We start from the raw sequence: 23938 nt of genomic DNA, 5'->3' as shown, positions 1-23938 counted from the left end.
GGTCGAAGGCCTTCGGTGGCACGCCTGCGGAGACGTGCCGAACCGCTGCAACGGTCAGCTCCGCCAGACCGGCAGGACCGGCAGGGCGCCTTGCGGGTCGACGGTCAGCGTGTGCCCGTCGCTCCGCCCGGTGAGCCACCCCAGCAGTTCCGCGGCCGGCCCGGTCACGCGCGGCCCCTGCCCGTCACCGACCACCCGAAGGACCTGGTCCTCGTCCGCGCACACCGTCATGGGCGGGGCTTTGGGGTCGGCGCGCAGTCGCGCGGTGGTCGTCTCCAGTTCGCGGGCGACGAACCAGGCGGGCCAGCGGGCCGGACCGTGACCGGTGGCCAGGTCGGTGTGGTGCACCTCCACCTCGCGCAGCATGCTGCCCACGGCCCGGCGCACCGGGCGCAGACCGGCCCCCAGCCAGCGCACCGGCACGTCCCAGGCGTCCGAGGGGTGGTCGACGGCGGCCGCCAGGAAGCGGCGGAGCGCGGTGTCCAGGTCGCCGAGGAGAGCGTCGGCGGGCCGTCCGGCGCCCTCCTCGATCTCCCGCTCCCGTTGCTCGTCGTCGGCGTACTGCGGCACGTCGGCGCCCGTACGGGCGGAGGTGAGCAGCCGGGTACGCGAGTCCGCGCTGCGGGCGAGGTGCGTCAGGACATGGGCGCGGGTCCAGCCGGGCAGCAGGGAAGGCGCCCGTACGTCCTCGTCCGACAACGCGGCCGCGGTCGAGAGCAGCCGGTCGACGCTGGTGCGCAGCAGCGGCAGGAGCGCGGCGGGGCTGCCTTCCTGACCGCCTTCTTCATGGCGTTCTTCGTCGTACGGCATGGGTCTCCGATCGGTTTCGACGCTTCGTCCCCTTCACCTGTTCCCAGCCCACGGTGGAGACCACATCGGCCGCTGGCAGGCCCCTGACGGCGGTTAAGTACTTGCCCAAGGGGGTGTACTTCCCGGCTGAGTTCCATAGACACGGGAGCTGGTGCCGATGTGCGCCGCAATCTCGGGGACGCCCATGGACGGGACCACCGTCACCTTCCTCCGCCGCGAGGACATGCTCGTCCTGGACTTCACCTTCTCCAACATCTCCCGCTCGGGTACGGCGGGCGCCTTCGTCCTCGGGCCCAGCACACCCGGCACCGCGGGAACGATCACCGCCCATTTCCCGCCGCAGTCCGCTCTGGAGGAGGCCACGTCCCTGACGGCGGCGTCCATCGGCGTCAAACGGGTGCGGTACTCCGGGGAGAGCACCGTCGCCCTGCGCGTGCCTTCGGGCACGTCCGTGCCGTTCACCGCGGACGGACTGCTGTCCTGGGCCGCGCTCCAGGCCGCCCCGGCGGGCACCGTCCTCAAATGCGTCTGGGCATCTTCTTCGGCCCCGCCTCCGCCGGCCTGGTGTGGCGGCACGTGACCGCCCCCGTCACGGGCAGCTCCGGGGCCACCGGCATCTGGCACACCCGGATCGCCCCCGCGGGCACGCTTCCGCATGAGGACGGCCCGGTGAACCTGGTGGGGGTCGTGCCCCCGCGAGGCTGGCAACCCTTCACCAGTTCGCTCACCGCCCCTCAACGGCAGCAGATCCACGACGCCACCAGCGCCCGGCCGGTGACCGCCAACGGGCTCGTGCTGTCCGCGCTCGGCGCCCATGCCGACCTCACCGGGGTCTGGGACCCCGCGCTCGGCGTCACCGGCTACCACCACCGCTCGACAGGCGGCCGTGATCTCGTCGTCCAGGTCGACGAACAGGGCTACCTGCTGCCGTTCGGGTTCCCGGTCCGCGTCACCACCCGCACCGAGCGGCGGCTCGACCTCGGACTCGTCCAGTCGACGCGGCTGACCGTCCTGAAGCCGGAGATCACCTACGAGGGCGTCGCCGCCCTCCCCCCACGCCGGCCGGGCCTTCCCCTTCGTCCGGGTCCGGGTCGACCAGCCGACCGACACCGAGATCTCCGCCGGGACCCGCTTGATCGGGTCGGCTACTGGGTGCACCGCGCCGACGCGCCCTCCACGACGCTGCCCTTCGCCCTCAGCGCCGATGACCGGCTCGGCCACCGCGTCCACTTCACCGCTCCCCTCGTCTTCATCCGGGGCAACTTCGCCCACGGCGACCTGAGGGGCCCCCTCATCACGTACGAGAACACCGCCAAGGACCTCCCGCTGCCCGCCACCGGCCGCCTCGAACTCGCCCCCGACAGGAGCACGACCGACGAGAAGTCCACGGTCGACATCACCGATCTGCGGGTCGGAGCCGAGCCGTCGCAGGCCGCCTCCGCCCAGCTCTCGGCCGCCGGACGGCTGGCCGCACACCCCCGGCTGCTCTCCGTCGGCGCCCGCATCCCGGCCCTGGACGCCCTCGCTCCCCCGCCCACCGGCACCGGAGTCAGCGCCGCCGCGCCGCCCGCCGTCACCGGCGCCGTCCACCAGCTCAAGCTGTACGACAAGTACGTGACCGGCGGTCTCGCCGCCAGCCGCCAGGTCTATACGAGCCTGCCGCAGGCCGCCGACTTCGCCCCGCCGCCCGCCGCCTCCGGCGCCGTCGCCGCCCTCGGGCTGCCGGTGAGCGGACTCTCCGCCGCCACCGGTCCCGTCGGGGCTGTCCGATCCGGCCCGTCAGGGCGGACCCCGCAACCAACCGCAACCGCAAGCCCGGTCGGCGCGGACTTGCGGGCGGCGGCCCCCCGTTCAGCGGATGTTGACGTCGATACAGGCGTAGAAGGCGTTGGACGTGTCGCCGATGTTCCACACCGCGAGGATCTTGTGCCTGCCGGTAAAGTTGCCGAGGTTGACCTGGTGCGACACGGTCGCCGGTGGCTGCTGGTTGCCGCCGTCGATGGTGGCGACCTTCGTGCCGTCGACGAAGTACTCGTAGTTCGCGGTCCGGTGCCGGGCGGTGAACGTCCAGGTGAAGGTCTGGGTCCTGCTGACGTCGCTGACCTTCCAGCCCTTGGCGTCGTTGTCCAGTTCCGCGAACCTGGCGTTGCCGCCGCTGCAACTGCGCAGGCCCTTGGGGCCCTCGACGCTCTGCGGTTCGTACTTGATGTCGCCGCAGGGCACCGTGCGCGCGGCGCACTGCGCCTGCCGGCTCGCGGGGGCGTTGACGTATCCGTGTGCGCCGGCCGAACCGGTCGGCAGGGTGAGGGCGAGGACGGGTGCCATACCGGCACCGATCGCCGCGGCCAGCTTCCGCTTCTTGTCCATGCGTGACTCCTTCACGGGCGGCGCTTCGTGGGGGGGGTGTGCGGCGTGAAGTGTTCTCGTGGGGCGATTAGTCCAGACCATAGACTTCGGCTCGTTCCGGTCAAGGACCTATTCCGGCCACAGGATTCCGAGGTGCCGAGCCGGGTCCGGAGCCGAGTCAACGGCTGCCGCTCACCTCCAGTCCATCGAGTGGTTGTCCCGCGCTTTCGTCCGGGTATGTCTCACGGCGCCCGCCACGGCGTGAACGCAGCGAAAGGAACCACATGGATGTGATGGCCGCACGGCAAGACGTCTTCCGCATGCTTGATGTGGACGGCGACGGCGTGATCTCCCGCGAGGAGTACCTCGCCCGTCCCGACCGGGCGGCGGTGAAGCTGGGCCGTGAGGTGAGCGACCCCCTCGTGGCCGCGGCCCGCTCCTCGCACGCGCGCGTCTACTCCGCGATGGACGCGGACGGCGACGGCAAGGTCACCTTCGACGAGTACGCGGCCTGGGCAGGCGCCGAGACCTTCGACGACGTCTGCCGCGAGGCGCTGGGGTCCCTCTTCGACCTCGCCGACACCGATGGCGACGGCATGCTCACCCGGACGGAGTTCGCGCGGCTGCGCGAGGTTCTGGGCAACAGGGCGGACAACGCCGCGCAGGCGTTCGACGCCCTGGACACCGACGGCGACGGCCGCGTCAGCCGTGACGAGTACCTGAGCGCGATCCGCGCCTGGGTCAGCGACGGCACCTCACCCATGTACGAAGCCCTGGTCACCGCCCGCTGAGAACACCGCCCCGCCCGCCACCCGGTGCGCGCCTCGCCCTGCGCACCGATGCCTTCTGGTGGCACATGCTGTCGGGTGGGTAGGGAAGATCGCATGTCTGAGATCTTCCAAGCCGGTGTATGGGGCCTTGTGGCCGGTTCCGCCCTCCTGTTGGGGGCGGTGATCGGCTACGGAGTCCGGGTGCCCCCGTGGCTGGTGGCATCCGTGATGGCGTTCGGCGCCGGAGTCCTGCTGTCGGCCGTGTCCTTCGAATTGGTGGCGGAGGCGTACGACGAAGCCGGCCTCGCCCCCGCGGCGATCGGCACGGTCGGCGGAGCGCTCGCCTATACGGGCGGAAACGCCTGGCTGGCACGGCGTGGCGCGCGCCACCGCAAGCGCAGCGGCCAGGGCAGGCAGCCCTCCGAGTCCGAACAGGGCGGCTCGGGGCTGGCACTGGCGCTGGGCGCCCTGCTCGACGGCGTACCGGAGTCGGCGGTCATCGGGGTGAGCCTGCTCAAGGGCGGTGCGGTCAGTGTCGCGACGGTGGCCGCGGTGTTCATCAGCAACGTCCCCGAGGGCCTGTCCAGTTCCGCCGGAATGCGGCAGGCGGGGCGCGGCAAGGCGTACGTGTTCGGCGTGTGGGGGGTGATCGCGCTGGCCAGTACGGTGGCGGCCGTGCTCGGGTACGCGGTGGTGGGCGGTATGTCCACGGCGGTGGTGGCGGCGGTGACCGCGGTGGCGGCCGGCGCGATCCTCGCCATGATCGCCGACACGATGATCCCGGAGGCGTTCGAGAACGCGCACCTGGCCATAGGGCTGATCACGGTGTGCGGGTTCCTGGTGTCCTTCGCCCTGTCCCACGCCTGAGGCCCCGCCTGAAACCACGCGTGCAACCCCGCTGGACCGCGCTGGAACCGCGTGGCGGTCGGAGCCGAGCGGACGGCAGGAGCCGGGGAACCGGAGTGCTCGCGCCGGGCGGGGGTAGACGGCAAAGATGCTTGGGACACACCTTTTCGCGCCCGCCGCCTCTCTGCCCGGCGCCCGGCTCCGCAAGGAGCCTCGCCACGCGCGTCGCAGCCGCCGCCGCGGCCGGCTGCACCGGCGTCTGCTCGCCTACCGCGACGTGGAGATCCTCCACTCGCCCGCCCCGACGGGTGACAAGGCGCGCTGTCTGCTGCTGGTGTACGGGCGCCGCATCGTCGGTCGTCTCGACTACGAGCTGTGCGAACAGTGCGCGAGCGGTGTGGTGACCCACGCCCAGGTGACAGGACCGCTCCAGGACAGCGGGCTGGGAACGCGCGCCGTCTCCCACTTGCGGGCCTACTACCCGGACGTGGACTGGTACAGCCGCCTCACGCGACGCCTGGCCCGTGACCTCGCGCACCGCATGCGTCTGCCCCAGGGCTTCGCCGGGCCCTGCGCCCATCTGCGGCCCGCGCCCCGTCTATCGGCGGCCGCGTACGAGCAGGTAGAGGAAGTACGGCGTACCGATCACGGCCGTCATGAGGCCGGCGCCGAGCTGGGCCGGAGCGATGACCGTCCGCCCCAGTAGGTCGGCGGCGCACACGAGGATGGCCCCGAGGAGGACCGCGACCGGCACCACCCGGGCGTGCCGGCGGCCCACCAGGGCCCGGGCCGCGTGCGGCGCGACGAGGCCGACGAAGCCGATCGTGCCGGCGGCTGCGACCGCGGTGGCGCTCAGCAGGACGGCGAGGACGAGGAAGGCCAGGCGTCCGCGGCCCAGGGCGAGACCGAGCAGCCTCGGCGTGTCCTCGTCGAGCGACACCAGGTCGAGTTCGGTGTGCCGTACGAGCGCGACGACCAGGCCCACGGCGAGGACGGCTGCGAGAGGCACCACGTCGGGCAGGGTCCGCCCGTAGGTGGAGCCCGCGAGCCAGGTCAGCGCCTTCGTCGCGTTGAACGGGTCGGTGAGGATGATGAGCAGGCTGATGACGGCCGTCGCTCCCGTGGCGACTCCGAAGCCGACGAGGACGAGCCGGTTCTGCTGGAAGCCGCCGCGCGCCGCGAGACCGAAGACGAGGACCGAGCTGACCGCGGCGCCCGCGAACGCGCCCGCGGCGATGCTCCACGAACCGGCCACCGGCACCGTCGTGACGAGCAGGACGGCGCCCACCGCGGCGCCGTTGGTGACGCCGAGCACACCTGGTTCGGCGAGCGGGTTGCGCGTCACGGCCTGGATGAGCGTCCCGGCGAGGGCGAGCGCCGCTCCGGTCAGCAGGGCGGCGGTGACGCGCGGTACCCGTGTGTCGAGGACGAAGGAGACGGTCCGGCCGGCCCTGCCCTGGGCCCAGTTGACCACGTCACCCAGCAGCAGCTTGCTGTCACCGATGAGTACGGCGGCGATCACCAGGCCGACCAGCACGGCCGCCAGGGTCGCCGTCGTGACGACGAAGACGGTGGTGCTGCGGATGCGCAGCCGGTCGGCAGGGGCGGCGGCCGCCGTGTCCTTGGCCCGTGCGGCCATGGCGATCAGGAAGACGGCGCCGACCAGGCTGGTGACGACGCCGGTGGGCACGGCTACCGCGGTGTCCGAGGGGACGACGGCGCGCAGCAGCACGTCGGAGCCGAGCACCAGGGCCGCGCCGGTGAGACCGGCGAGCGGCAGCCGCGCCCGCGTCCGGGTGAACGTCCGGAATCTGCGGGCGAGGGGGCGTACGAGGGCGGGCGCGCAGAGGCCGACGAAACCGACGGGCCCGGCGAGGGTGACGGCGGCGGTGGAGAGCAGCGCGGCGAGTACGACGGCGATGACACGGGTGGAGCGCACGGGCACCCCGACGCCGTGCGCGGCGTCGTCACCGAGCGCCAGCGCGTCGACCCTGCGGGCGAGCAGGAGCAGGCCGACGAGTCCGACGGCGGCGACGGGCAGCATCTGGAGTACGCCGTCGAAGCCGTTCTGCGCGATGCCGCCCTGGTTCCACTTGTAGAGGCCCTCGGTCTCGTGGGGGAACAGCAGGAGCAGGCCCTCGGTGACTGCGGTGAGGCCGAGGGTGAGGGCGCTGCCCGCGAGGACGAGGCGGACCGTGCCCGCGCCGAGGCCGGACAGTCCGAGGACCACGGCCGCCGCGGCGAGGCCGCCGACGAACGCGATGCCGGAGGAGGCGAGGAGCGGGAGCGAGATGCCGGCGGCGGCGGCCACGCCGAGCGCGAGGTAGGAGCCCGCGTTGACGGCGAGGGTGTCGGGCGAGGCGAGGACGTTGCGGCTGATGGCCTGGAGGGCGGCGCCCGCCATGCCGAGTACGGCCCCGATGAGCAGGCCCGCCGCCATGCGCGGCAGCCGGGAGGCGACGACGACGGACGCGTCGCCCGTGTCGGCGCGGCCGGTGAACGCCTTCCAGACCTCGGAGGGGCCGACGGCGGCCGTGCCCTGGGTGATGTCGACGACCGCGAGGGCGGTGACGAGGAGGACCAGTGCGGCCGTCACCGCGGCCGCGCCCGTGCGGGAGGCGGCTGTCGACGGGCGGGCGGCGGGGGTGGTGGGTGCGGTGACGGCCATGGGGTTACTTCTTCAGCGCCTCGACGACGGAGTCGACGTACTGGCTCATCGACGCGGTGCCGCCGAACATCCAGATGCCGTCGGGCAGCCGGTGCACGTTGCCCTTCTTGACGAACGGCAGCGACGTCCACACCTTGTCCTTCTTCAGGACGCCGGTGAACGGGTTGCTGCGCTTGTCGCCGTCGTTGCCGATGTAGGCGAAGTGCACGTTCTCGTCGAGCTTGGTGAGGCCCTCGACGTCGGTGGCGGCGAGGCCGTAGCCCTTGTCGCCCTTGGCCGTCCAGTCGTTCTTCAGGCCGAGCTTCTCGTTGACCGCGCCGATGAGCGAACCGCTGGTGTACGGGCGGATGGAGGTCTGGTTGCCGGTGACGTAACCGTCGGCGAAGGCGTACTTGGCGCCGCTGTGCCCGGCGGCGGCGAGCTTCTTCTTGCCCTCGGCGAGCTTCGCCGTGAAGTCCTTCTTGAGCTTCGCGGCCCGCTCGGTGGTGCCGGTGGCCTCGGCGAGGAGGTCGAGGTTCTTCGTCATCTGGCCGAGGGGGTCCGCGGCGTCGGCGGGGCGCAGGTTGAGCACCGGGGCGATCTCGCGCATCTGCTTGACGGCGGCGGCCGGCAGGTCGGTGGTGGCGATGATGAGGTCGGGCTTCAGGGACGCGATGGTGTCCATGCTGGGCTCGCCGCGGGTGCCGACGTCCTTGGGGTCGTTCGTCAGCGGGGCGGCGGTGTCCCAGGCCTTGTAGCCCTTGACGTCGGCGACGCCGGTGGGGTCGACGCCGAGCGATATCAGGCTCTCCACGGCGTTCCACTCGGTGCCGACGACCTTCTTGGCCGGGCCGTCCAGCTTCACCTTGGTGCCGGTGCCGTCGGTGAGGGTGAGGGCGGAGGTGTTCTTCTTGGCGTCGTCGGCGGCGGGTTCGGTGGTGCCGCAGGAGGACAGGGCGAGGGCCGCGGCGGTGGCGGCCGCCGCGGTGAACAGGAGGCGTCTCATGAGGTGGTGCTGAGCCTTTCGCTTCGCGAGTGGTGGCGGCCTATGGCGCGGCTGCGCAGGCGGCCGGTGAGGGGGTCGGAGTCGACTTCGATGCGGATGCCGTAGGTCTTGGTCAGCCGCTCGGCCGTTAGTACGTCTTCGGGGTCGCCGTCCGCGACGATCCGCCCCGCGTCCAGCAGCAGGATGCGGTCGGCGACGGCGGCCGCCTGGTCGAGGTCGTGCAGGACGGCTCCGACGGCGATCCCGTGCACGTCCGCCAGGTCCCGCATGAGGTCGAGGAGTTCGACCTGGTAGCGCAGGTCGAGGTGGTTCGTCGGCTCGTCGAGCAGGAGTACGCCCGTCTCCTGGGCGAGGCAGCCGGCGAGCCACACCCGCTGGAGCTGGCCACCGGACAGGTGCTCGGCGCCGCGTTCGGCGAGGTCCGCGACGCCGGTCATGGCGAGCGCGCGGTCGACCGCGGCCCGGCCGCCCGGGTCGGCCTTGCCCCAGCGGCCCCGGTGCGGGTAGCGGCCGAACTCGACGACGTCCCGTACGGTCAGTCCGCTGGGCGTGGGGCGGCCTTGGGTGAGCAGCGCGACGTGCCGGGCGAAGGCGCGGGGGCTCAGGGCGAGGCCGTCGGTCTCGCCGTCGATGCGGAGTGTGGCGGTCCGGGGCTGTTGGAGGCGGGCGAGCGTGCGCAGCAGCGTCGACTTCCCGCTGCCGTTCGGACCGACCAGGACGGTCACGTCGCCCGGGCGCAACGTCATCGCGGCGTCGTGGACCACGTCGACGCCTTCGTACGCCACGGTGACACCCGTGGCCGACAGTTCATGACCCTGGGGGCGCGTGGCCTCGGCGGTCTCTTCACCTACATGCACGACGCTGAGGTTAGCCTAACCTAATTCCCCTGGGAAATGGGGGGTCGTGTTCGTCTCACAAGACGAAATCCAGCCAGGCTCACGCGGTTTCCGGGCCCTCGGGGTGATGGCGGGCGATGTTCCGTTCCAGGAGCTTGGTCGAGGCGGCGACGCCGACGCCACGGGCGGGGTCGAGGGACGGCAATCTGCCGTCGGCACGCTTCAGTTCGGCGAGCGCGGCCTCCATCGCCTCGTGCGCGGCGAAGAGGCAGGGCGTGCTGTAGATGGCGACGTCCACGCCGAGATCGGTGAGTTCGGAGAGCGAGAGCCGGGGGGACTTGCCGCCGGCGATCTGGTTGAACAGCAGGGGCTTGCCGCCGACCACCTCGCGAATCCGGCGGATGCCCTCCACGTCGCGCACGCCGTCCACCAGGATCACGTCCGCGTCGGTGGCGGCCAGACGCCTGGCGCGCTCCATGATGTCCGCCTCGTCCGTCGCGTCCGTCCGGGCCACCACGACCAGGTCCCTCCGGGTCCTCAGCACCATCTCCAGCTTGGTCAGGTACTCGTCGAGAGGCAGGACCTGCTTGCCGTCCGCGTGCCCGCATCGGCGGGGCCGCTTCTGGTCCTCCAGCACCACCCCGGAAGCCCCCATCCGCTCCAGACTGCCCACGACGTGACAGGCCACCTCGGGATCGGCGTAGCCGTCGTCGATGTCCACGAGCAGGTGGTGGCGCGGGAACGCGCCCCGCAGCCGCTGCACGAACGCCACCATGTCCGGCCAGGCGATGAACCCGATGTCGGGCAGCCCGTAATACGAGGCGGCGAAGCCGAAGCCGGACACGAACATCCCGTCGTAGTGGCCGGCGGCGACGGACGCGGAGTACATGTCGTACACGCCGATGAGAGGAGTCGTGCCGGGCGCGGCGATCCGGTCCCGCAATTTCGTTCCGTGCTTCACGCCTGGCTCCTGGTCGTGTGGGGGGATGCGTCATGTGGGGGGATGCGCCATGTTGGCGGGGATGCGTGGGGGCGACGCGTTGGACTCCCGGGACAGGATGTTTTCGGGCCGATGGCGGAACTTCCCCGACCCGCGCTGCTCTCACCCTCCCGGTGCAGCACTTTCACCACAGAAACGTCACTGCCGGTCGGGGCGGGTGGGCGCTGCGTACGACAGGACGAGGCGGAACGGTTCCCCTGCACAGCGCAGTCCCGCGCGCTTCCCCGCCCCCGTCGCGCGGGTCGAGGCAGCCGCGCCGGATCGCATGCTTAAGATCCGCTCGTGGCAGACATCTCCGATGAACTGGTCAAGCTGGAACATTGCGCCGAGGAAGAGCGCGCCAAGCTCGCGGGACTCGACGACGAGGAGTACGCGGCGCAGTGGCGCCACTGGAACGACGCGGCCGAGCGCTTCCAGGCAGCGGTCACGGCGCACGCCGAGGCGACCGGGCAGTCCCGCCACGAGGTGGAGCAGGCAGCGAAGAGGGCGGCCCGACGCGCGGACGAAGACCCGGCCGGATGAGGGAGGGGCCGATGCTCGACGCGGCCCGCTGGTAACCGGCGCTGCCGCTGACTGCAAGAACCTCAGAACGGTCTCCGTGAACCGCACCGGTTCGGCCTTGCGGATCAGGTGCCCGGCCGGAATGGTGACGACTCGCCCACGAGGAACACGACGGGCCAAGTCGGCGACGCCCTCCTGCGGTACGCGGCTGCGTGGACCGCCGGCCACCACGAGGGTCTCGGCCGTGATCTCCCCGAGCCGCTCCAGCCGGCGCGATTCAGGCGTGTCGATCTCGCGCCTGACAGCCGGCACCACGCGCCAGTCGCGCGCGAAGGAGGGCGCCACGCGGCCCCAATCGGTGCCGTCCTCGTCCAGCGCGTACGACATGAGGAGTGGTGGCGCGTCCGGCGGCCCAGAGACCTGATGGGCCAGCCGGACGCCTCCCGCGTCGATCAAACGATGATCAGCCGTGCGGGGACGATACCGGCGCGCCCTCGCACCGCAGTAGCGACGTTCTCCGTCGGCGGTCCGGCCCCCCCTCGTTCACCGTGCCGCGCCGGACCCGATCGTCGGCAGGTAGCGCGGTGCGCGCCAGGCCTTCAGCCGGTGCTCCACGGCGGCTCCCAGGGACAGCAGCTCGGCGTCCTGGTGGCTGCCGGCCATCAGGAGCAGGCCGACCGGCAGTTCGTTCACCGACCCGGCGGGCACCGAGAGGGAGGGGTATCCGGCGACGGCGGCCGGCGTGGAGGAGGGGATGACGTCGTTGTCACCGCGCGCGCAGTCGGTCGTCCAGGCGGGCGGGTTCGTGGGCGCGGCGATGGCGTCCAAGTGGTGGGCCGCCAAGGTCTCGTCGAGTGAGCGGCGGGACAGGTTCGTCAGCTCGGCGCGCATCGCCTTGTATCCGGGGTCGGTCGTGGGCGGCGCGGCGAGGGCCTTCTCGAACAGTTCCTGGCCGGCGAAGCAGGTCTGTTCCTCGGGGTGGGTACGGTTGAACTCGATCAGTTCAGCGAGGTTTCGCGGACCCTTGCGGGTGCCGAGGTACGCGTCGATGTCGCGGTGGAACTCGCTCAGCAGCGCCGGGAATTCAAGCTCGGCGAGCCGCGCCTGGTACGGGGGTGTCACCTCGACGACCACCGCTCCGGCCTTGCGCAGCTTCGTCGCCGTACGCGTCATCACCGCGTCGACGTCGGGCCCGAGCGAGGCCAGGCGCCACAGGCCGATCCGCTTGCCCCGGAGGCCGGAGGCCGCCTGGCCCGCCGGCCGACCCGCCACCTGCCCCGCCGCCGTGTCCTGGAGGCCGGACGCGCCGGGGCGGCTCCGGGGACCCGGGAGAGCTTTCTGGCCGCCGGAACGAGCGGCGTCTCCGCGTGAGCCCTGGTGATCGCTCAGCACCTCCAGCGTCAGCGCGGTGTCGATCACGTTGCGCGCCATGGGCCCGGCGGTGTCCTGCTCGGCGGAGATCGGCACGACGCCTGACGGGCTGACCAGGCCGAGGCTGGGCTTGTGGCCCACGACGCCGTTCATCCCGGCCGGGCACACGATGGAGCCGTCCGTCTCGGTTCCGATCGCCACCTGCGCCAGGGACGCGGCGAGCGCGGCGGCGGAACCGGACGACGATCCGCACGGGTTCCGGTCGAGGACGTACGGGTTGTTGGTCTGCCCGCCGACCGCCGACCACCCCGATGTCGGCTTCCCGGAACGGAAGTTGGCCCACTCCGAGAGGTTGGTCTTGCCGAGGATCACCGCCCCCGCCTTCCGCAGCCGGCTCACCAGCACGGCATCGGTGTCCGGCGGGCTACCGGCGAGCGCGAGCGACCCGGCCGTCGTCGGCATGTCGCGGGTGTTCACGTTGTCCTTGAGCAGAACCGGGATGCCGTCCAACGGCCCAAGGACCTTGCCGCGCCGGTGCCTCGCGTCGCTGGCGGCCGCCGCGCGCAGGGCGGTCGGGCTGGTCCGCAGCACCGAGTGAATCTTGGGGTCCACGGTCTCGATACGCCGCAAGTAGGCCCGGGTCAGCGTCGACGACGTCAGCGAACCGTCCGCCATACGCGCCTGTAATTCCGGAATCGTCACGGTGTCCAGGTCGACCCCGGGAACGCGTGCCGACCCGGCCGGCTGCGGCGAGGCGTCCGGGCCGCGCTCGGTGGCTTGCGCACCGGCGTTCGGTACGCCCGTCAGAAGGGACCCCGCGACAAGCGCGGCGGTCATTGCGGCAATGCTCTTCTTCCCCATAGGAGTCAGCGGACTACACGAGCAGCTTCCGGCGCAAGGGTGCGAGGTGTGCGCGGGCGTGCCGCAGGGCTCCAGGGTTGCCCGAGCCGTATCGGCGCTTTGCACCGGCACGGGGAGGAGTCAGACGAAGAAGGCGTTCATCCCGGGCACGTCGGAGAGATAGGTCTCGATACTCGCGATCTTGCCGTCGCGGAGTCGGCAGACCGTGGCCAGGTGCTCGTCCAGCACGGCGTCCTCCCTGCGCGCGGTGTTGTGCAGGGAGAGCGCCACGTTCTCCCTGCTGACCAGGAGATGCAGCAGCTCGAAGTCGACGCCGTACGAGGCGATCCGCTGAGCGCGCTCCACCACGGCGTCGGCGCCGTCGGCCGTGCCGGAGATGGTGTTGTCACCGGGCAGGGTCCAGGTGGCGTCGTCCTGCAGCAGCGCTCGGATACCGTCCCAGTCCCGCGCGACGAGGGCCTGGTGGAAGCTGCGACCGAGGGCGACAGCGGCTTCGTTGATGGACATGGCGTTCCGTTCCTTTCGGAGCACTAAAGCGAAGATCCCCGCTTTAGTGCGACTGTAGGCGCACCGCCCGTTAAGGCACAACCCTTTGCTTTAAGATGGCGGGGTGAACGCTGACGCATCGACGAAGCGGCCCGGCGGCCGCAGCACCCGCGTCCGTGACGCCGTGCACAGCGCCGCGATCGCGCTGGTGAGTGAGCGCGGTGCCGACCAGGTGACCCTCCCCGCCGTGGCCCAGCGTGCGGGGGTCAACTCCAGTACTCTCTACCGGCGTTGGGGGACGGTCGGCGCGCTCCTGGCCGAGATCGCCCGGCACCGCGGCGACGTCGGCGCACCCCCACTCGTCGGCGATCTGCGCGCCGACCTGGAGAACCAGGCGGTCTGGACACTGGCGGAACTCTCCCGGCCCGGTGGCATCGCGTTCTTCCGCGCCGAGGTCGCCCCCGACATCGACGAGCGGCACGACGGACTGCGGGAGTGTCTGCGCAGGGTCAGCGAACGCTTCCGCCCGGTCCTCGACACCGCGCGGGAGCGTGGTGACGCGCCCCCCTCCTTGCAACAGGTCCTGGACCGGATCATCGCGCCGCTCTACTTCCGGGTGGTCTTCTCGATCCCCGGCACGGACGAGGCGTACGTACGCGAACTCGTCGCGGGATGCATCGGTGAGGCTCCGCGTGAGCCCTGACCCGAAGAGCCACCCGTCGCCCACCTGGCCGCCACCGAAGGAGATCGATGACCGACGTAAGCGCGCGTCTGGCCGACGCGAGCGATCGCCCCGTACTGGAGCGCCTCTGGTTGCTCTTCCAACATGACATGTCGGAGTTCAGCGGCGTTCTGCCCCACCCCGACGGCACCTTCCGCAGCGAACGGCTGGAGGCCGCCGTCACGCGGGCCGACTGGGCGCCGTACCTCTTGACCAGTGGCACGGCCCCCGATATCGCCGGTGACGCGTGGACAGAGGAACGCAGGCCGGTTCCGGGTCGCCCGGGCCTGCCGCCCGACAGCTGGATAACCTTCGCCTCCCCTCCCCCGCCTGACGCCCAAAGCCGGCCCGTGAAGGCTTGATTCCGCCCCTCACCCGATGCCTTGCAGGAACGGGATGAGGGCGTCGATGAAGGGTTCGTTCCGGTCACCGACCACCATGTGCCCCGCGTCGCCCACCTCGACGTACCGCGCGTGGGGGACCATGTCGCAGAACTCCTCGGCGATGTCCTCGGGCACCACGTCGCTGACTCCGCCGCGGATGAGCAGGATCGGCACGTCGGCGTGGCGGGCGGCATCAAGGAGCCGCTCCGCCATCCCGGGCGGGTCCGTCCGGCCCTCGAAGCTGTGCAGCATCCGGGGGTCCCAGTGCCAGACCCAGCGATCACCCTGGCGCCGCAGGTTGTTGCGCAGCCCCTCGGGGTCGTACGGGCGCGTGCGGTGCGGCAGGTGGGCGGAGACCACGGCGGCCGCTTCCTCGACACTCGCGAAGCCGTCCGGCCGGCGGCGCATGAACTCGACGATCCGGCGCACTCCGCGAGGATCGGGGCGATGGGCGACATCGACGAGTACCAGCGCGCGGATCGCCGCCCTGGGGGTCTCTCCGGCGGCGAGCAGCGAACTCAGGCCGCCGAGGGACGCTCCGACGAGCACCGGCCGGCCGCCGAGTTCGGCGACGAGCGCCCGTACGTCCTCGGCGAACACGTCGAGGTCGTAGGCACCGTCGGACGACCACTGGCTGGCGCCATGCCCGCGCAGGTCGGGGGCGACGACCCGCCATCCCAGAGCGGCCAGCCGGGGGCCGGTCCGGTGCCAGGCGTGCCGTGTCTGACCGCCGCCGTGCAGCAGGACGACCGGCGGCGCGGAGGGTTCGCCCCACATCTCCGCCTCGAGCCGGGTCCCGTCCCGGCTCACGAAGCTTCGGGACCGCGAGCGCGCGTCGGCCGTCATGTCGTCGCCGTCCCTCGGGTCAGCAGCGGTGCCAGCAGTCGGTCGCGGTGGGCGTCCGCGGCCGCCGCGGCGAGCGCGACGTCCAGGGCGAACAGAGCGCGCGCGAGGAACCGGTCGTCGTCGATCAGGGCCGCGACCCACTGATGCAGGGCGCCGACGCACGAGGCGCCGACGACGGCTGCCAGTGCCTCGGTACGGGCGTCGGCGCGCAGGACGCCCTGCGCCTGCGCCTCGGCCATCGCCCGGCGAAGCCGGGTGAGCGGACCTCGGTGGAGTACGAGGCCGCTCTCCTCCCACCCGCGCACCATGCGACGCGACACCACCGGGTCCTCCACGAAGAGTCGTACGGTCGAGCGGACGACCTCCCGCGGATCACCGGGCGCCGACACCGCCAGGCGGCGTTCCAGTTCGTCCATGAACCCGGCGGCGAGCGCCTCCCAGATCTTCTCGCGCGGCCCGATCAGGTTGTACACGGTGGCCGCAGCGACCTCCGCCCGTTCGGCGATCCGCTCGGTGGTGATCACCGACTCCGGGCCCTCGCGCAGGAGTTCACGGGTCGCGTCAAGAATCCGAGCCCGTCGCTTGGCCTTGTGCTGCTCACGTAATCCCCCGTCGACCGTCTGCATCCGAGCACACCCCTTCGCGAGAACTTGGAGAGTCACCTGAATTTAGAGAGGCCTCTAGGTTCGGGACAAGGGGGTGCGGTCAGAGTTGTTGCGCGACCGCGAGCTACGCGATACAGCCAACGTGCCTGCGGGCGGGGTCGACCTGCCGCCACCGTTGCTGCCGGTGCGCTCAACTGGTGGCCGCCGTGGCCGCGTCGCCCCCTCGTGACGCGGTCGGCTTCGTGGCGGCCTGCGGTGTGCGATAGGTGCGCAGGGGGCTGTTGGTCGCGGCCACGGCGGCGATCGCCAGGGCGGCGGACAGGCCACCGGCGACGAGGGCTAAGGAGGCCGAGGTGGCCGACGCCAGCAGGCCACCGCGGAAGTTGCCGAGTTCGGGGCCCGCGACGCCGATGACGTGTTCGACCGAGGAGACCCGCCCCCGGTACGCGTCCGGGGTCTCCAACTGGACCAGGGCGCTCCGGGTGATGACGGACACGGTGTCGGCGGCGCCCGCCCACGCCAGGCACCCGAGCGCCGTCCCCAGCTGTTCCGCCAGACCGAAGCCTGCCAGCGCCAGGCCCCATGCGCCGGCGGCGGTCAGCTGGACGAGGCCGCCGCGGCGCCGGCGCGTCACCGCCCCGGAGAGCAGGCCCGCCGTGATGCCTCCGGCCGCGACGGCGGAGAGGAACAGGCCCAGGTTCTGCGGATCGCCGCCGAAGCGGGCTTCGTTGACCAGCGGGAAGAGGGCGATGGGCATGGCGAGGAGCGTCGCGGGCAGGTCGGTGGCCATCGATCCCCACAGTGTCGGGCGGCGCAGGATGACCCCCAGGCCGCCGCGCTTCGGCAGCTGCCGACGGAGGCGCTCCGCCCAGCCGTATCCGTCGCGTTCCGACCGGTGTCGGCCGCCTCTCACCTCGACGCCCTCGGGCCGCACGGACGGCAGGCGGATCGCCACGAGCGCCGAGATTCCGACGGCCACGGCCTGCGCGGCGTAGACGGCGGACACGTCCCATCGGGCGATGATCAGCCCGGCCATGGCGGGCCCGGCCAGCATCGCCGCCTGGAAGGAGACGTTGGTCAGTGCGAGCCCCGCGGCGACCTGGTCGGCCGGCAGCAGCCTGACCGGGAAGGTGCGCCGGGCCGGGGCGCCGAGCGCGCTGCAGGCGGCGCCCAAGGACACCAGGGCGAACAGCAACGGTACGTTGCGGCTGCCGGTCAGGGCCTGGGCGTACAGTCCGGCCGCGGTGACCAGTTGGCCCGCGGTGGTGGCCCGCACCAGAGCACGGCGGTCCACGGCGTCGGCCAACGTGCCGCCGACCAGGCCGAACAGCACCATCGGCAGGCCGGTGGCGAGTCCGATGGCGCCGGTGCCCACCGGGCTGCCGGTCAGGTCCCAGACCTGGGCCAGCACCGCCACAGTGGCCAGCTGCCCGCCGAGCTGGGAAGCGGCTGAGCCGATCCACAGGTCACGGAAGCGCCGGCTGTCCCGCAACGGGCGGAGGTCGAGGAACCAGGCAGGGCTCCTCATCACCCCGGTGGCTCGACGAGGTGGCGGAGAATCCGCTGCCGCATCGAACGGCTTTCCAGGGCGCGCCGCAGCTCCTGGACGACGGCCGTCATCGCGTACGGAACCTCCGCGTCCAGCTCGGCGACGGCCGCGTGGGTGGCGCGCCACTCGGCCTCCAGGAACGGCACCAGCGCTCGACCGCGCTCGGTCAGGTCGATCCGGCGCGTACGGGCGTCGGGACCCGGCTCCGAGGTGACCAGGTCCTCCTTGCGCAGGGCGGCGACCGTCTGGCTGACCGCGGAGTGCGAGCGGTTCAGGGACGTGGCCAGTTCGCGGATGGTCAGCGGTCCGGTGTGCGCGAGCCGGATCAGCGGATACGCGAACCGTGGCCGCACCCCCTTGATGCCCCGCTCTACGTAGAGCTTCTCGATCTCGGCGTCCATGGCGGCCAGCAGCTCGTGCAGGGGCTGCCAGGGGTCGGGCAGGGCGGTGGGGTCAGAAGATGTCACAGCGCTAATATAACAGTGCTGCGATATTTCTGCCCGGATGCCGACGGCTTCCCGGGAGCGGGCCAGCACCGTCGGGCAGAGGGCGCCGTTCAGTCCGTCGGCTGACCGTGGTCCGTGAAGAAGCTGACCAGGCTGTGCGGGGCATCGCCGTCGAGGCACATCTCATGGATGCGGGAGGCCTGGGCGGCGGCCGCGGCGCTGCGCGGGAACAGTTCCTCCTCGTACGCGGTGAGCGCGGCTTCGATGTCGTCCGGGTGCGCGGCGAGAGCCCTGCCGAGTTCGGCGCCGTCGTACATGGCGAGGTTGGCCCCCTCGCCGGACGGGGCCATCAGGTGGGCGGCGTCACCGAGCAGCGTCACGCCGGGCACGCGGTCCCAACGATGCGTTACGGGCAGGGAGTTGACGGTACGCGGGACCAGAGCCGTATCACTGTCCGTGATCAGGGCGGTGAGTTCCGGCGCCCAGTCATGGAACTCCGCGGCGACCCGCGCCTTGGCCGCGCCGACGTCGGTGAAGTCGATGGCGCGCACCCACTCCTGGGGCTTCGTGAGCGTCACGTAGGCATGCAGGGCCCCATCCGGCTCGCGGTGGGCGGAGATCCCCCGACCAGGGGCGAGCGCGAAGAGGGAACCGTCACCGACGGCCCGGGCGGAGGCCGGGTGACGGGCGTCCGCATCGAACAGGTAGGACTCGATCAGGGACGTGCCGACGTACTGGGGCTCGGCGTCGGAGAGGAGCGGACGGATTCGAGACCAGGCGCCGTCCGCACCGACCAGCAGGCCGGTCGTCACGGCCGTCCCGTCCGTGAACGTCACCTCGTGGCGGCCACTTCCCAGGGTGCGGGCCGCGGTGACCTTGTGCCCCCACCGGATCGTGCCGGCAGGCAGTGAGTCGAGCAGAATCCGCCGCAGGGCCGCGCGGGGCACCTCCGGGCGCCCGCCGGGACCGTCGTCCGCGCGCTCGTCCAGCAGGACGTTGCCGTCCTTGTCGAGGACGCGTGACACCTCGGCGCCCTGGTGGATGATGCCGAGGAACTCCTCGAACAGCCCGGCCGCCCGGAGCGCCCGCTGACCGTTGTGGTCGTGGATGTCGAGCAGGCCTCCCTGGGAGCGAGCCGACGGCGAGGTCTCCGCTTCGTGGACCGTCGCCGGGATGCCGTGCAGGTGAAGGAGGCGGGCGAGCGTCAGGCCCGCGAGCCCTGCGCCGATGATCGTGACCGGAGTGGTCATGGTGGTTCCTCCCTGGTCGCGGACCGGTGGACGAACGCCCTCCGGACACCTCTGGAACGCCGTTCCATTCCCCTCAGGCTGGAACAGCGTTCCATGGCTTGTCAAGCTGGAACGGCGTTCCACGGCACTTAGAGTGGGAGGCATGGCAACCAACCCGCGCCGCCCGGAACGACGTCAGGAACCGCTCTCGCGGGAGCGCATCATCAGCGCCGCCGTGGAACTCCTCGACATGGTGGGCGAGGGCGGGCTCACCTTCCGCGCCCTGGCGAAGCACCTCGCCACCGGACCGGGGGCGATCTACTGGCACGTCACGGGCAGGACCGAACTCCTCGGCGCCGCCATCGACTCCGTCGTCGCCACCACCATCGCCGCCGTCGACGACGCCGACGCGACACCGCAGGAAGCGATCCGTGCCCTCGCGCTCGGCGTGTTCGACGCCATGGACGCCCACCCGTGGGTCGGCACGCAGCTCACCCACGCGCCCTCGCACTCACCGATGCTGCGGGTCTTCGAACGCATCGGACGCCAGATCCAGGCGCTCCGCGTGCCCGAGGCGGCCCAGTTCACCGCCGCGTCCGCGCTGATGAGCTACATCCTCGGAGTGGCGGGCCAGAACGCCGCCAACACCCGGGCGCTCCGGCCGGACACCGACCGGAGCGAGTTCCTCGACTCCGTGGCGGCCGCTTGGCAGGAACTCGACCCGGACGAGTACGCGTTCACCCGAAACGTCGCCGGTCAGCTGCGCGAGCACGACGACCGGGAAGAGTTCCTCGCCGGGATCGACCTCATCCTGACCGGGATCACCGCTCTCCAGCGGCCGACCTGTTGAGCCCGCTCCATCGGCGCCGACCGCGCTTGCCGACGGCGCACCGGACGCCGTCGCCGTCCGCACCCCGTCCGCCCAGGCGACCTTCAGCGGCGGTCGCCGCAGACCGCCCACAGCGCGAGGCCCAGGCAGCTGAACCCGGCGCCCAGCGCGCAGACGGCGCCCCAACCGGCCACGGTGTAGAGGGAGGTCGCGGCGAGGGCGCCGGTGGCGCTGCCGATCGAGTAGAAGACCATGTATCCGCCGATCAGCCGGCTGCCCGCGTCCGGGTGCAGCGCGTAGATCAGGGTCTGGTTGGTGACGTGGACCGCCTGCACGGCGAGGTCGAGCAGGATCACCCCCGCGAACAGCGCCCAGAGCGAGCCGCGGGTGAAGGACAAGGGCAACCACGAGACGGCGAGCAGCGCGAGGGCGATGCCGGTCGTCCGCCGGGACAGCCCGCGGTCGTTCAGGCGGCCCGCCGCGGCGGCGGCCAGCGCGCCGACGACACCGATCAGCCCCAACGCGCCGATCGCACTGTGGGAAAGGAAGTACGGGGCCTCGCTGAGCGGCAGCGCGACGCTGCTCCACAGGGTGCTGAAGGCGGCGAAGATCAGCAGCCCGAACACGGCACGGAGCCGCAGCAGTCGCTCGCGCGCGAAGAGAGTGATCGTGGAGCGCAGCAGCTCTCCGTAGCGCAGGTTCTTCTGTGCGGCCTCGCTGTGACGCGGGAGTACGCGGGACAGGATCAGGGCGAGCAGGGCGGTGAGCGACGCCGAGGCGAGGTAGACGGAGCGCCAGCCCGCGAGATCGGCCAGGAGACCCGATGCGGTGCGGGCGAGCAGGATTCCGATCACCACGCCGCTGGTGACGACGCCGACGACCCGCCCACGCCCGGCAGGAGGGGCCAGCGAGGCCGCGAAGGCGACCAACGTCTGCGTGACGACGGCGAGTAGCCCCGTCGCGGCCATGCCCGCGAGCAGGATGCCCGCCGTACGGGCGGTGGCCACGGCGATCAGCGCGACCACCAGGAGCAGCAACTGGGCCACGACGAGCCGCCTGCGGTCGGCCATGTCGCCCAGCGGCACGAGGAAGAAGAGACCCAGCCCGTATCCGACATGGGTGAGGGTGACCACGCTGCCGACAAGCGCCGGGCTCATGGCGAGGTCGTGGCCCATGGTCACCAGGAGCGGTTGGGAGAAGTAGACGTTGGCCACCGCGGCCCCGCAGGCGACGGCGAACAGGATGACGGCGCCGCGGGACAGGACCGGCGCGGGACGCTCCTCACCTCGGGTGCCGCATCGCGCTGTTACGGCCTCACCGTCACCGGACATCCGCACTCCACCTCAGATCTGGTTTCATCTTGCTACCAATGAGCCGACGAGGGGTGACGGTAGCCGTGTTGGTAGCATGTTGCAACCAGCAGCGAGGAGAGTGAGAGACGCGATGGTGACCAGGACGCGCTTCGACGACAGCGAGTGCCCCGTCGCCCGGTCGGTGGACGCGATCGGCGACTGGTGGTCCCTGCTGATCGTGCGGGACGCCTTCGACGGGAGCCGGCGCTTCGGGGAGTTCCAGCGCAGCCTCGGCGTGGCGAAGAACATCCTCACCGCGCGCCTGCGCACCCTCGTCGCCGGTGGCGTCCTCGAATCCGTACCCGCCTCGGACGGGAGCGCTTACCGCGAGTACGTCCTGACCGCGAAGGGCAAGGCGCTCTTTCCCGTCATCGTGGCGCTGCGGCAGTGGGGCGAGCGGAACTTCTTCTCGCCCGGCGAGCCGCACTCGGAGCTGGTCGACCGCCGACAGGGGCAGCGGCTGCGCCCCCTGGAAGTACTGTCCGCGGACGGGCGCCGACTGGACCCGGACGACACCACCGTCCATAAGCTCTCCGCCGAGTGAGACGCGGGGACGTCTGGGCCTACGCTCCCCCCCCCGGCGCGGAGGCGTGACCGACCCTTTTCGGCCTGGCCGCCGTGGAGTCGACCGACTTCGGCGGCCGCGACGGAATTCTCCGGCCCTGGAAGGGCATGCACAGCATGCATGCCCCCCGGCATGTTCGTTCGTGGAGCAACGGGCCGACCCCGCAAGGGCATCGGACCGTCCTCACGACGACCACGGCACGATCGCCGCCCCGTGGTGTTGTCCGGCCGCCCGGTCCGGGCACCATCGGGCGGCCGGACCGGGAGACGCCATGAACCCGCACGAGCAGTGCCCGTACCAGGGCGGCAGAGTGGTCCTCGACGCCGCCTTCAAGGCCGACGCACCCGCGCGCTTCGCCCGACTGCGGGCGCTCGGCCCCATTCATCCCGCCGAGTTCCCCCTCGGCCTGCAGGGCTGGCTGGTCGTCGGATACGACCTGGCACGCGAGGTGTTGACGCATCCGGCCCTGCTCAAGGACACCACGCCCGCCGCCGAGACCCTGGCGGCCGCCGGCTACGTCCTCCACCAGCCCTCGGTCGGACTCGGCGCGCAGATGCTGGAGGCCGACCCGCCCGAGCACACCCGTCTGCGCCGGCTGGCCTCGGCGGCCTTCACCCCACGTCGTACGGCCGACATGGCACCGCGCATCGAGCGGATCGCCCACGACCTGGTCGACGCCATGGAGCCGTCGGGCGAACTCGACCTCGTGGAGGCGTTCAACGCCCCGCTGCCCGCCACGGTCATCGCCGAACTCCTCGGCATCCCTCAGCAGCACCACCGGGACTTCCGTCGCTGGTCGGGGCAGTCGCTCCGGGTCGCCTCCCCCGAGCACCGCCCGGCGCTGGCCGCTCTGCACGGGCTGCTGGCCGAACTGATCGCCGACAAACGCCGCCGCCCCCAGGACGACCTGCTGTCCGCGCTGGTCGCCGTGCGCGACCAGGAGGACGGCCGGCTCTCCGAGGAGGAACTGGTCGGCACGGCCATGATGCTGGTCGTCGCGGGCCACGAGAGCACGGTGAACCTGCTGGGCAACGCCGTACTGGCCCTCCTCCAACACCCGGACCAGCTGCGGCTGTTGCGCGAGAAACCCGAGCTGCTGCCCGGCGCGGTGGAGGAGTTCCTGCGGTACGACACCTCCGTCGAACGCTCGACGAGCCGCTACGCCGCACAGGACCTCGAACTGGCCGGGGTGTCCATCCCTCGCGGAAGCATGATCGCCGTCGCCCTCGGCTCAGCGGGACACGACGCCCCGCAGGACGACGGCGACGCCCCGGCGGTTCTCGACGTGACCCGGCCGGGCGCCCGGCACCTGGCCTTCGGCCACGGCGTCCACTACTGCCTGGGCGCGCCGCTCGCCCGGCTGGAGACGGCCATCGCCCTGCGCGTCCTGCTGTCCCGCGTCCGCGAACTGGAACTGGCCGTCCCGTGGGACTCGCTCGACTGGATCGGCTCCGGCATCATCCGCGGCGTACTGTCCCTTCCCGTGCGCTATCGCGTGGGTTGACGAGGGCCAACTGCCGAGGCTCTGGGAGGTGGCATGCGTCGCGTCACTGGGAGGGAAGGGAAACCCCGCCGCTCCCCCGGCGTTGGTGACCTCGACCCAGCAGGCCGTGAGCTTCCGCCGCATCCCGGGAGTGACCTCGCCGGGTGAGGTGCACTGCTGCACGGGGTGAAGGCGGATCGGCATCCCGGCATGCTCGCATATGGGTCTGCCAAGGCACAGTTCCGGCCGCCGCCTGGGCGGGGCAATCCGATGCGGCGCCGACACACGTGTGAGGGCTTGCGAGCAACGTATGCCCCCCCCTGCGGGCCCTGTCCGCGCCGCCCGTTCACAGCACCTTCAGGCGTGATGCCTGCTACGCTTGTCGGCGACCTGAACCGCTCGATCGAGGAGCAGCAGACGCGGTGGGTGAAGACGACATCTCCGGATGAG

General features: G+C 71.8%; 24 protein-coding genes. 10 read left to right on the top strand and 14 right to left on the bottom strand.

The features are described from left to right. Window positions 1-54: 54 nt before the first annotated feature. Window positions 55-810, bottom strand: coding sequence for a maleylpyruvate isomerase family mycothiol-dependent enzyme (locus tag J2N69_RS35415; RefSeq protein ID WP_230904386.1), 756 nt, complete (start codon window positions 808-810; stop codon window positions 55-57). Window positions 811-967: 157 nt separating this feature from the next. Between J2N69_RS35415 and J2N69_RS35410 the strand changes: the two genes are divergently transcribed. Next, window positions 968-1390 (top strand): hypothetical protein, encoded by a 423-nt coding sequence (locus J2N69_RS35410; RefSeq protein ID WP_230904385.1) that lies wholly within the window; start codon window positions 968-970, stop codon window positions 1388-1390. A 1271-nt stretch (window positions 1391-2661) separates the two neighbouring features. Here J2N69_RS35410 and J2N69_RS35405 read toward each other — a convergent pair. Continuing rightward, window positions 2662-3177, bottom strand: a complete 516-nt coding sequence (locus J2N69_RS35405) for a lytic polysaccharide monooxygenase auxiliary activity family 9 protein (protein ID WP_127911535.1) — start codon at window positions 3175-3177, stop codon at window positions 2662-2664. A 272-nt stretch (window positions 3178-3449) separates the two neighbouring features. Between J2N69_RS35405 and J2N69_RS36470 the strand changes: the two genes are divergently transcribed. The 3 genes from J2N69_RS36470 to J2N69_RS35380 all read left to right on the top strand — a co-directional run bounded on the left by J2N69_RS36470 (window position 3450) and on the right by J2N69_RS35380 (window position 5478). Next, window positions 3450-3947: an EF-hand domain-containing protein gene (locus tag J2N69_RS36470; protein ID WP_330166850.1), complete on the top strand. Its 498-nt coding sequence runs from the start codon at window positions 3450-3452 to the stop codon at window positions 3945-3947. A gap of 93 nt (window positions 3948-4040) precedes the next feature. Then, complete coding sequence (locus J2N69_RS35385) at window positions 4041-4793, top strand: ZIP family metal transporter (protein WP_230904384.1); 753 nt, start codon at window positions 4041-4043, stop codon at window positions 4791-4793. Between the two features lie 127 nt (window positions 4794-4920). Beyond that, the gene (locus J2N69_RS35380; protein WP_230904383.1) at window positions 4921-5478 is read left to right on the top strand and encodes a hypothetical protein; all 558 of its coding nucleotides are present in this window, start codon (window positions 4921-4923) and stop codon (window positions 5476-5478) included. Here the strand turns inward: J2N69_RS35380 and J2N69_RS35375 are convergent. The 4 genes from J2N69_RS35375 to J2N69_RS35360 all read right to left on the bottom strand — a co-directional run bounded on the left by J2N69_RS35375 (window position 5371) and on the right by J2N69_RS35360 (window position 10222). Next, window positions 5371-7440, bottom strand: a complete 2070-nt coding sequence (locus tag J2N69_RS35375; protein ID WP_230904382.1) for an iron ABC transporter permease — start codon at window positions 7438-7440, stop codon at window positions 5371-5373. The two genes, J2N69_RS35380 and J2N69_RS35375, sit on opposite strands and share 108 nt — an antisense overlap. 4 nt (window positions 7441-7444) lie before the next feature. Further along, window positions 7445-8425, bottom strand: coding sequence for an ABC transporter substrate-binding protein (locus tag J2N69_RS35370; protein WP_230904381.1), 981 nt, complete (start codon window positions 8423-8425; stop codon window positions 7445-7447). Continuing rightward, window positions 8422-9282: an ABC transporter ATP-binding protein gene (locus J2N69_RS35365; RefSeq protein ID WP_230904380.1), complete on the bottom strand. Its 861-nt coding sequence runs from the start codon at window positions 9280-9282 to the stop codon at window positions 8422-8424. Before J2N69_RS35365 ends, J2N69_RS35370 begins: the two co-directional genes overlap by 4 nt. A gap of 79 nt (window positions 9283-9361) precedes the next feature. Next, window positions 9362-10222 carry an isocitrate lyase/PEP mutase family protein gene (locus J2N69_RS35360; RefSeq protein WP_230904379.1) on the bottom strand — a complete coding sequence of 287 codons (861 nt, stop codon included), beginning with the start codon at window positions 10220-10222 and terminating at the stop codon, window positions 9362-9364. Between the two features lie 321 nt (window positions 10223-10543). On the opposite strand from J2N69_RS35360, the gene J2N69_RS35355 reads away from it, so the two are divergent. Beyond that, complete coding sequence (locus J2N69_RS35355) at window positions 10544-10783, top strand: hypothetical protein (RefSeq protein WP_230904378.1); 240 nt, start codon at window positions 10544-10546, stop codon at window positions 10781-10783. Between the two features lie 522 nt (window positions 10784-11305). Here J2N69_RS35355 and J2N69_RS35350 read toward each other — a convergent pair. Next, the gene (locus J2N69_RS35350; RefSeq protein ID WP_230904377.1) at window positions 11306-12994 is read right to left on the bottom strand and encodes an amidase family protein; all 1689 of its coding nucleotides are present in this window, start codon (window positions 12992-12994) and stop codon (window positions 11306-11308) included. Between the two features lie 120 nt (window positions 12995-13114). Beyond that, on the bottom strand, window positions 13115-13501 hold the full coding sequence (locus J2N69_RS35345) for a nuclear transport factor 2 family protein (protein ID WP_230904376.1): 387 nt from the start codon (window positions 13499-13501) through the stop codon (window positions 13115-13117). A gap of 103 nt (window positions 13502-13604) precedes the next feature. Between J2N69_RS35345 and J2N69_RS35340 the strand changes: the two genes are divergently transcribed. Then, window positions 13605-14183, top strand: coding sequence for a TetR/AcrR family transcriptional regulator (locus J2N69_RS35340; protein ID WP_230904375.1), 579 nt, complete (start codon window positions 13605-13607; stop codon window positions 14181-14183). A 47-nt stretch (window positions 14184-14230) separates the two neighbouring features. After that, complete coding sequence (locus J2N69_RS35335) at window positions 14231-14563, top strand: hypothetical protein (RefSeq protein ID WP_230904374.1); 333 nt, start codon at window positions 14231-14233, stop codon at window positions 14561-14563. Between the two features lie 9 nt (window positions 14564-14572). Here the strand turns inward: J2N69_RS35335 and J2N69_RS35330 are convergent, their stop codons facing one another. The 5 genes from J2N69_RS35330 to J2N69_RS35310 all read right to left on the bottom strand — a co-directional run bounded on the left by J2N69_RS35330 (window position 14573) and on the right by J2N69_RS35310 (window position 19280). Next, a complete protein-coding gene (locus tag J2N69_RS35330; RefSeq protein WP_230904373.1) occupies window positions 14573-15430 on the bottom strand; it encodes an alpha/beta fold hydrolase in 858 nt (285 codons plus the stop codon). Continuing rightward, window positions 15427-16056: a TetR/AcrR family transcriptional regulator gene (locus J2N69_RS35325; protein ID WP_230904372.1), complete on the bottom strand. Its 630-nt coding sequence runs from the start codon at window positions 16054-16056 to the stop codon at window positions 15427-15429. The genes J2N69_RS35330 and J2N69_RS35325 overlap by 4 nt, the downstream gene beginning before the upstream one ends. 169 nt (window positions 16057-16225) lie before the next feature. Next, window positions 16226-17563, bottom strand: a complete 1338-nt coding sequence (locus tag J2N69_RS35320; protein ID WP_230904371.1) for an MFS transporter — start codon at window positions 17561-17563, stop codon at window positions 16226-16228. Then, window positions 17563-18051, bottom strand: a complete 489-nt coding sequence (locus J2N69_RS35315) for a MarR family winged helix-turn-helix transcriptional regulator (RefSeq protein WP_230904370.1) — start codon at window positions 18049-18051, stop codon at window positions 17563-17565. The genes J2N69_RS35320 and J2N69_RS35315 overlap by 1 nt, the downstream gene beginning before the upstream one ends. Before the next feature lie 89 nt (window positions 18052-18140). After that, the gene (locus J2N69_RS35310; RefSeq protein ID WP_230904369.1) at window positions 18141-19280 is read right to left on the bottom strand and encodes an FAD-dependent oxidoreductase; all 1140 of its coding nucleotides are present in this window, start codon (window positions 19278-19280) and stop codon (window positions 18141-18143) included. Between the two features lie 142 nt (window positions 19281-19422). Between J2N69_RS35310 and J2N69_RS35305 the strand changes: the two genes are divergently transcribed. Beyond that, window positions 19423-20109, top strand: a complete 687-nt coding sequence (locus J2N69_RS35305) for a TetR/AcrR family transcriptional regulator (RefSeq protein WP_230904368.1) — start codon at window positions 19423-19425, stop codon at window positions 20107-20109. A gap of 83 nt (window positions 20110-20192) precedes the next feature. Here J2N69_RS35305 and J2N69_RS35300 read toward each other — a convergent pair whose 3' ends face one another. After that, a complete protein-coding gene (locus J2N69_RS35300; protein WP_230904367.1) occupies window positions 20193-21419 on the bottom strand; it encodes an MFS transporter in 1227 nt (408 codons plus the stop codon). Window positions 21420-21531: 112 nt separating this feature from the next. Here J2N69_RS35300 and J2N69_RS35295 point away from each other — a divergent pair, with 112 nt between their 5' ends. After that, complete coding sequence (locus J2N69_RS35295) at window positions 21532-21984, top strand: winged helix-turn-helix transcriptional regulator (protein ID WP_230904366.1); 453 nt, start codon at window positions 21532-21534, stop codon at window positions 21982-21984. Between the two features lie 292 nt (window positions 21985-22276). After that, window positions 22277-23509 (top strand): cytochrome P450 family protein, encoded by a 1233-nt coding sequence (locus tag J2N69_RS35290; RefSeq protein ID WP_230904365.1) that lies wholly within the window; start codon window positions 22277-22279, stop codon window positions 23507-23509. Window positions 23510-23938 lie beyond the last annotated feature (429 nt).

This window comes from Streptomyces huasconensis (genome assembly GCF_021028635.1).
GTDB lineage: Bacteria > Actinomycetota > Actinomycetes > Streptomycetales > Streptomycetaceae > Streptomyces > Streptomyces huasconensis.
This window is presented reverse-complemented; position numbering and strand designations above follow the sequence as displayed.

Bases quoted from the DNA above. Each gene is read 5' to 3' on its own strand.
- J2N69_RS35415 (WP_230904386.1), bottom strand. From the start codon at position 810: ATGCCGTACGACGAAGAACGCCATGAAGAAGGCGGTCAGGAAGGCAGC.
- J2N69_RS35410 (WP_230904385.1), top strand. From the start codon at position 968: ATGTGCGCCGCAATCTCGGGGACGCCCATGGACGGGACCACCGTCACC.
- J2N69_RS35405 (WP_127911535.1), bottom strand. From the start codon at position 3,177: ATGGACAAGAAGCGGAAGCTGGCCGCGGCGATCGGTGCCGGTATGGCA.
- J2N69_RS36470 (WP_330166850.1), top strand. From the start codon at position 3,450: ATGGCCGCACGGCAAGACGTCTTCCGCATGCTTGATGTGGACGGCGAC.
- J2N69_RS35385 (WP_230904384.1), top strand. From the start codon at position 4,041: ATGTCTGAGATCTTCCAAGCCGGTGTATGGGGCCTTGTGGCCGGTTCC.
- J2N69_RS35380 (WP_230904383.1), top strand. From the start codon at position 4,921: ATGCTTGGGACACACCTTTTCGCGCCCGCCGCCTCTCTGCCCGGCGCC.
- J2N69_RS35375 (WP_230904382.1), bottom strand. From the start codon at position 7,440: ATGGCCGTCACCGCACCCACCACCCCCGCCGCCCGCCCGTCGACAGCC.
- J2N69_RS35370 (WP_230904381.1), bottom strand. From the start codon at position 8,425: ATGAGACGCCTCCTGTTCACCGCGGCGGCCGCCACCGCCGCGGCCCTC.
- J2N69_RS35350 (WP_230904377.1), bottom strand. From the start codon at position 12,994: ATGGGGAAGAAGAGCATTGCCGCAATGACCGCCGCGCTTGTCGCGGGG.
- J2N69_RS35345 (WP_230904376.1), bottom strand. From the start codon at position 13,501: ATGTCCATCAACGAAGCCGCTGTCGCCCTCGGTCGCAGCTTCCACCAG.
- J2N69_RS35335 (WP_230904374.1), top strand. From the start codon at position 14,231: ATGACCGACGTAAGCGCGCGTCTGGCCGACGCGAGCGATCGCCCCGTA.
- J2N69_RS35330 (WP_230904373.1), bottom strand. From the start codon at position 15,430: ATGACGGCCGACGCGCGCTCGCGGTCCCGAAGCTTCGTGAGCCGGGAC.
- J2N69_RS35325 (WP_230904372.1), bottom strand. From the start codon at position 16,056: ATGCAGACGGTCGACGGGGGATTACGTGAGCAGCACAAGGCCAAGCGA.
- J2N69_RS35320 (WP_230904371.1), bottom strand. From the start codon at position 17,563: ATGAGGAGCCCTGCCTGGTTCCTCGACCTCCGCCCGTTGCGGGACAGC.
- J2N69_RS35310 (WP_230904369.1), bottom strand. From the start codon at position 19,280: ATGACCACTCCGGTCACGATCATCGGCGCAGGGCTCGCGGGCCTGACG.
- J2N69_RS35305 (WP_230904368.1), top strand. From the start codon at position 19,423: ATGGCAACCAACCCGCGCCGCCCGGAACGACGTCAGGAACCGCTCTCG.
- J2N69_RS35300 (WP_230904367.1), bottom strand. From the start codon at position 21,419: ATGTCCGGTGACGGTGAGGCCGTAACAGCGCGATGCGGCACCCGAGGT.
- J2N69_RS35295 (WP_230904366.1), top strand. From the start codon at position 21,532: ATGGTGACCAGGACGCGCTTCGACGACAGCGAGTGCCCCGTCGCCCGG.
- J2N69_RS35290 (WP_230904365.1), top strand. From the start codon at position 22,277: ATGAACCCGCACGAGCAGTGCCCGTACCAGGGCGGCAGAGTGGTCCTC.